General features: G+C 74.6%; 6 protein-coding genes and 1 pseudogene. 3 read left to right on the top strand and 4 right to left on the bottom strand.

Features of this window, described 5'->3' with window-relative positions:
• Positions 1 to 247: pseudogene (locus tag ACFQ3T_RS33345) on the top strand (M56 family metallopeptidase); the annotation flags it as partial.
• A 60-nt stretch (positions 248 to 307) separates the two neighbouring features.
• On the opposite strand, the gene ACFQ3T_RS33340 reads toward ACFQ3T_RS33345, so the two are convergent.
• Genes ACFQ3T_RS33340 through ACFQ3T_RS33325 form a run of 4 tightly spaced genes read right to left on the bottom strand, consistent with a single transcriptional unit; the run spans position 308 to position 4,151 of the window.
• Positions 308 to 2,602, bottom strand: coding sequence for a heavy metal translocating P-type ATPase (locus ACFQ3T_RS33340; RefSeq protein WP_380729604.1), 2,295 nt, complete (start codon positions 2,600 to 2,602; stop codon positions 308 to 310).
• Entirely contained in the window at positions 2,595 to 3,578 is a 984-nt protein-coding gene (locus ACFQ3T_RS33335; RefSeq protein WP_380729602.1) for a hypothetical protein, read from the bottom strand. The genes ACFQ3T_RS33340 and ACFQ3T_RS33335 overlap by 8 nt, the downstream gene beginning before the upstream one ends.
• Positions 3,579 to 3,636: 58 nt before the next feature.
• Entirely contained in the window at positions 3,637 to 3,843 is a 207-nt protein-coding gene (locus ACFQ3T_RS33330) for a heavy-metal-associated domain-containing protein (protein WP_380729600.1), read from the bottom strand.
• Positions 3,844 to 3,869: 26 nt separating this feature from the next.
• Positions 3,870 to 4,151: a metal-sensitive transcriptional regulator gene (locus tag ACFQ3T_RS33325; protein ID WP_380729598.1), complete on the bottom strand. Its 282-nt coding sequence runs from the start codon at positions 4,149 to 4,151 to the stop codon at positions 3,870 to 3,872.
• A 468-nt stretch (positions 4,152 to 4,619) separates the two neighbouring features.
• Between ACFQ3T_RS33325 and ACFQ3T_RS33320 the strand changes: the two genes are divergently transcribed.
• Together ACFQ3T_RS33320 and ACFQ3T_RS33315 are read left to right on the top strand one after the other, a co-directional pair.
• Positions 4,620 to 5,297, top strand: a complete 678-nt coding sequence (locus tag ACFQ3T_RS33320) for a response regulator (RefSeq protein WP_380729596.1) — start codon at positions 4,620 to 4,622, stop codon at positions 5,295 to 5,297.
• A partial coding sequence (locus tag ACFQ3T_RS33315; RefSeq protein ID WP_380729594.1) for a sensor histidine kinase occupies positions 5,297 to 6,513 on the top strand: 1,217 nt, incomplete at its 3' end. The genes ACFQ3T_RS33320 and ACFQ3T_RS33315, both read left to right, overlap by 1 nt.

Here is a 6,513-nt window from a genome sequence, read left to right as displayed (position 1 = left end):
GTGCGGGGCGGAGGCCGTCCGGGCGGCGCTGACCACCGTGACCGGCCACGACGCGCCGGGCTCGGCGCCGGCCATGAGCCGGGACGCGGTCGAGGTCAGGCTGGCCCACCTCCGCCACGCCGACCACCACGCGGGACGTGCTCGCACCGCCGCGACCTGCGGCTTCGCCGGGCTGACGACGTTGGCGCTGCCGCCGATCGCGGCGGTCAGCGGCCTGCTGGCCCTGGTCGCCACGACCTGCCCGTAGTCGACGCCCGACAGCGCGCCGGCCCGGAGCCGACCGGCTCCGGGCCACCGCGCGTTCCGGTCAGGCGACCCCGGCCGGCACCTTGTCCCGAGCGGACCCCGCCGACCGCGCCGGGCGGTCCGGCGACGTCGCGGTGCTGCGGAAACCACGCAGCCGCAGGCTGTTCGACACCACGAACACCGACGAGAACGCCATCGCCGCGCCCGCGATCATCGGGTTGAGCAGGCCCGCGGCGGCCAGGGGCAGGGCCGCGACGTTGTAGGCGAACGCCCAGAACAGGTTGCCCTTGATCGTGGCCAGAGTGCGCCGCGACAGCCTGATCGCGTCGACCGCCGCCCGCAGGTCGCCCCGCACCAGCGTCAGGTCGCTCGCCTCGATCGCCGCGTCCGTGCCGGTGCCCATCGCCAGGCCCAGGTCGGCCTTGGCCAGCGCCGCGGCGTCGTTGACGCCGTCGCCGACCATCGCCACGACCTTGCCCTCCGACTGCAGGCGGGCGACGACGTCGACCTTGTCCTTCGGCAGCACCTCGGCGATCACCTCGTCGATGCCGACCTCGGCGGCGACGGCCCGCGCGGCCGCCTCGTTGTCGCCGGTCAGCAGCACCGGGGTGAGGCCGAGCGCCCGCAGCTGCCGGATCGCCTCGGCGGACGTCGGCTTGACGGTGTCCGCGACCACGAGCACCGCCCGCGCCTCGCCGTCCCACGCGACCAGGACCGCGGTGCGGCCCTTCTCCTCGGCGGCGCGCTTGGCCTCGGCCAGGTCGTCGCCCAGGCGGACGCTCCACTCGGCCAGCAGCCGCTCCCGGCCGACGATCAGCGCGTGGCCGTCGACCACGCCCTGCACGCCCAGGCCCTCCAGGTTCTGGAAGTCCTCGACCTCGGGCAGGTCGCCGACCCGCTCGGCCGCGCCGGCCGCGACCGCCTTGGCGATCGGGTGCTCGGAGGCGTGCTCCAAGGCGCCCGCCAGCCGCAGCACCTCGTCCTCCTCGACGCCGTCCGCGACGTGCACGCCGACCAGGCTCATCCGGCCCGAGGTGACGGTGCCGGTCTTGTCCAGCACCACCGTGTCCACCCGGCGGGTCGACTCCAGCACCTCCGGGCCCTTGATCAGGATGCCGAGCTGGGCGCCGCGGCCCGTGCCGACGAGCAGCGCGGTCGGCGTGGCCAGGCCCAGGGCGCACGGGCAGGCGATGATCAGCACCGCGACCGCCGCCGTGAACGCCGCCGAGACGCCGCCGCCCGCGCCGAGCCAGAACGCCAGCGTGCCCACCGACAGCGCGATCACGACCGGCACGAACACCGCCGAGATCCGGTCCGCCAGCCGCTGCGCCTCGGCCTTGCCGTTCTGCGCGTCCTCGACCAGCTGCGCCATCTGCGCCAGCTGCGTGTCCGACCCGACCCGCGTCGCCCGGATGACCAACCGGCCGCCCGCGTTGACGGTCGCGCCGACCACCGCGTCGCCGGGGCCGACCTCCACCGGCACGGACTCGCCGGTCAGCATGCTCGCGTCGACCGCCGAGCTGCCCTCCGCCACCACGCCGTCGGTGGCGATCTTCTCCCCCGGCCGCACGGCGAACCGGTCGCCGACGGCCAGCTCCGCGATCGGGACGCGGACCTCGCGGCCGTCCCGCAGCACGGCGACGTCCTTCGCGCCCAGCTCCAGCAACGCCCGCAGCGCCGCCCCGGCCCGCCGCTTGGACCGCGCCTCGAAGTAGCGCCCGGCCAGGATGAACACCGTGACGCCGGCGGCCACTTCGAGGTAGATCGAGCCCGCACCGTCCGTGCGCTGCACGGTCAGCTCGAACGGGTGCGTCATGCCGGGCGTGCCCGCGGTGCCGAACAGCAGCGCGTACAGCGACCAGGCGAACGCCGCGATCGTGCCCATCGAGATCAGCGTGTCCATGGTGGCCGCGCCGTGCCGCAGGTTCGCCCACGCCGCCCGGTGGAACGGCCACGCGCCCCACACCAGCACCGGGGCCGCCAACGTCAGCGAGATCCACTGCCAGTAGGTGAACTGCAGCACGGGCGCCATCGCCAGCGCGATCACCGGCACCGCGAGGGCGGTGGAGACGGTCAACCGCTGCCGCAGCGCGCGGGTCGGGTCTTCGTCGGCGGGCGCCTCGGGCTCCTCGGCGGCCTTCACGACCGGCAGCGCGGCCTGGTAGCCGGCGGCCTCCACCTGCTCGACGAGCGTGCGCGGGTCGACGTCCTCGGGGAACGTGACGCGGGCCTTCTCGGTCGCGTAGTTGACGGTCGCGGTCACGCCGTCCAGCTTGTTGAGCTTGCGCTCGATCCGGGCCGCGCACGACGCGCACGTCATGCCGGTGATGGCCAGTTCGATCTGCGTGTCAGCCATGACCGTGCCCGTCCTCTTCCTCGTGCCCGCCCGGGGCGGGCGTGGTCGGCGTGCCGGGGGCGGGCGTGGCCCGTTCGGCGCCGGCGGTGTCGACGGTGAACTCGGCCGTGCGCACGACCCCGTCGTGCTGGAAGTCGAGGAACAGCCGGTAGCTCCCGGCCGACGGCACCTCGGCCACGAACGCGACCTCCGGGCCGGCCGCGGTCCTGCCGTCACCGGGCGCGCCCTCGGGGTGGACGTGCAGGTAGGCGAGGTCGCCCTCGCGCAGCGCGACCAGGTGGCCGTAGGCCGCGAGGTACGGCTGGAGGTCGGTCACCGGCTTGCCGTCCCGGCTCACGGTCAGCCGCACCGGCGACGCCTTGCCCGGCGTCAGGTCGCCGTCGAGGCGCACCTGGTATCCGTCGACCTCGGCGACCCGCGACGGCGCGTGCCGCCGGGGCTCGAACAGACCGGCCGCGGCGACGTCGACGCCCAGCGTGGCCGCCTCGGCGCCGGTCGGCTTGAAGTCGGCGAACACCCGGTAGGAGCCGGCCTCGGCGAGGTCGAGGGGCGCGGTCCACGTGCCGTCGGCGGCCATCTCGGGGTGGAGGTGCCGGTAGCCGGAGGTGTCGCGGCGCACCACGATCAGGTGCATCCGCTTGTCGTGCTCGACGTCGAACCCGGTCACCGCCGCCCCGTCGGGGCCGGTGATCCGGAACGAGAAGGAGTGGGGTCCCGTGGTCAGCGTCGTGTCGGTGGGCGTGAGGGTGTACCCGCCCCTGGACGACGCCAGCCCGGCGGGCTGGTCCGCGGCCTCCGCGACGGTGGCGCCGTGGTCGTCCCCGTGGCCGGCGCCCTCAGCGCCGGACGTCCCGTCGTGGCCGCCGGGGGCGGTTTCGACGGACAGGGGACCGACAGCGCTCCCGGCGGCCCAGGCGCCACCGGCGACCAGGGCCAGCACCGCACCGTAGGCGGAGAGCTTCGCTGCTGTGTTCATCGGTTCAGGTCCTCAGGACTGGTGGAGCCCGCCGCGTGGCGGGCTCCGAGTCGGCAGATCAGCCGGCGAGCGCGTAGCCCGCTTCCTCGACGGCGGCCTTGACGTCCGCCTCGGCGACCGGGGCGGCGCTGGTCACCTTGACCGCACCGGTCGGCAGGTCGACGTCCACGGCGGTCACGCCCTCGATCTTGGTGACCTCCTCGGTCACGGACGCCACGCAGTGGCCGCAGGTCATGCCGGTGACGGTGAAAGTGGACTCGGCCATCGGGTGCTCCTCGTTGTCGTGTCGGTTCAGGACCGCACCAGGCGGGCGATGGCTTCGCTCGCCTCGCGGACCTTGGCGTCGGCGCCTTCGCCGCCCTGTGCGAGCGCGTCGGCCACGCAGTGCTTCAGGTGCTCGTCGAGCAGTCCGAGGGAGACCGCCTGCAGGGCCTTCGTCGCCGCCGCGATCTGGGTCAGGACGTCGATGCAGTACTCGTCGTCCTCCACCATCCGCTGCACACCGCGGACCTGCCCCTCGATCCGGCGCAAGCGCTTGACGAAGGCTTCCTTGTCCGATGTGTAACCCCGCATGCCCACTCCCTCCGGCCCGCTCGCCGGTCCAGTGCGTTCCGACGGTGGCGCCTTCGAGGACATTTATACCCCCAGGGGGTATCCGGGTCAACTCGCCGCCGGTCCGACGTGACCGTCGCCACTCCCGAGTGGAGCCAGGCGCGGCACCATACCCCCGTACTGTATGCCGCCGCCTCCGGGAGCGCCGAACGGCACTTCGGCATGACCGTCGGACCTGCCCGCCACCGGTCGGACGCCGGATCGTCAGGTGTTCGTCAGGTCCGGCGGGCGCGCGGTGCGGCAGGATGGCGGTGCGACTCGCGGGGCGTCATGCTTCGCGAGTCGACCACTTTCCACGTCACCGCAGGTGAGCCACCCGGACGGCCGGCCGCGGCACCGGCTCGCGGGCGCGGTGGGACACCCCCGGCGGTGGTGTCGACCCCGGCGGGCGGGCAGGCTGGTGCTCACCGCACACGAGGACCGGGGCACATGGAATTCTCCGTACTGCTGGTCGAGGACGACGAGCACATCCGGCAGGCGCTGGGGCTCGCCCTCGGCGACGAGGGGTTCGCCGTCACCGACGCGGTGTCGGGCGAGGAGGCCCTCGACCTCCTGGCCGGGGCGACGTTCGACGTGGTGCTGCTCGACCTGATGCTGCCGGGCGTGGACGGGCTGGAGGTGTGCCGCCTGCTGCGGGCCCGCGGCGACCTGCCCATCATCGTCGTGACCGCCCGCGCCGACGCCGCCGACGTGATCGCCGGGCTGGAGGCGGGCGCCGACGACTACGTGACGAAACCGCTGGTCGCCAGCGTGCTGGCGGCACGCATCCGGGCGTTGCTGCGCCGTCGCGGCGGCGGTCGGCAGGACGAGGCGATCCGGGTCGGCGACGTCGAGATCCGGCCCGACGTCGGTTCGGTGCACCGGTCCGGCCGCGAGGTCCACGTCACGCGCACCGAGTTCCGGCTGCTGGTGGAGCTGGCGTCGGCGGGCGGGCGGATCGTCACCCGCGAGCAGCTGCTGCAACGCGTGTGGGGTTACGACTACTTCGGCGACACCCGGCTGCTCGACGTGCACATCCGCCGGCTGCGCCGCAAGATCGAGGCCAACCCGGACGAGCCGACCCTGGTGGTGACCGTGCGCGGGGCCGGCTACCGGGTGGACGTGTGATGCCGAGGTTCTCGCTGCGCTGGCGGGTCGCGCTGGTCCTGGGGCTGGGGTCGGTGCTGCTGACCAGCGCGCTCGCCGTGGCGATCTGGAACCTCACGTCCGGCTACCTGCTGCGGCAGCGCGAGCAGGGCGCCGTGCGCCAGGCCGAGGTGAACGCGCGGCTCGTGGACGAGGCGCTGCGCACCGGGTCCGCCGGGCTGAACGAGCTGCTCACGGGCCTGACCACGGGCCCGGACTCCACCGTCATGGTGTTCCACGCGGGCCAGGTGCTCACCAGCGGGCGGCAGGTGGACGCGCGGGTGCTGCCGCGGCGGCTCGTCGACCTGGGCCGCGAGGGCACGCCCGCCGCGCAGCGGCTCCTGGTCGACGGCATCCCGGTGCTGGCCGTGACGCTGCCCATCCGGTCCACCGACGGCGCGTACGTCGAGCTGGCGCCGCTCGTGCAGCTGGACCGCACGTTCCGGTTCCTCAGCGGCCTGCTGGTGGCCGTCACCCTGGGCAGCGGCGTGCTCGGCGTCGTGCTCGGGTCGTGGGCGAGCAGACGCGCGCTGCGCCCGCTGACCGAGCTGACCAAGGCCGCGTCGCGCATCGCGGGCGGCGACCTGCGGGCCCGCCTGCCCACCCAGACCGACCCCGACCTGACCCCGCTGGCCACCACGTTCAACGCGACCGCCGACGCGCTGGAGCAGCGCGTGCTGCGGGACGCCCGGTTCGCGGGCGACGTGAGCCACGAGCTGCGGTCGCCGTTGACGACGATGGTCAACGCGGCCGAGGTGCTGCGCCGGCGGCGGGCCGAGGTGCCCGGCACGGCGGGCAAGGCGCTGGACCTGCTGACGTCCGAAGTGGACCGGTTCGCGCGGATGGTGGTGGACCTGCTGGAGATCTCGCGCGCCGACCAGCACGCGGAAGACCTCACCCCGGAGACGATCGACCTCGCGTCGCTGGTCCGCAACGTCGTCTCGGCCCGTCCGGGCGGGTCGGCGCCCGTCGACGCGCCGGAGCCGTCGCCGCACGTGCTCGGCGACCGCCGCCGGCTGGACCGGGTCGTGGACAACCTGCTCGACAACGCCGAGCGCCACGCGGGCGGGGTGGTGCGGGTCGCCGTGATGTCCCGCGACGGCAACGCCCGGATCGAGGTGGACGACGCCGGTCCCGGCGTGCCGCCCGAGCTGCGCGACCGCGTCGTCGCCCGGCTCGACCGGGGCGCGCGGGCCGG

This window comes from Saccharothrix hoggarensis (genome assembly GCF_042678885.1).
Taxonomy (GTDB): domain Bacteria; phylum Actinomycetota; class Actinomycetes; order Mycobacteriales; family Pseudonocardiaceae; genus Actinosynnema; species Actinosynnema hoggarensis.
Note: the sequence above shows the minus strand (reverse complement) of the source record. Positions and strands in the feature narration are given on the sequence as shown.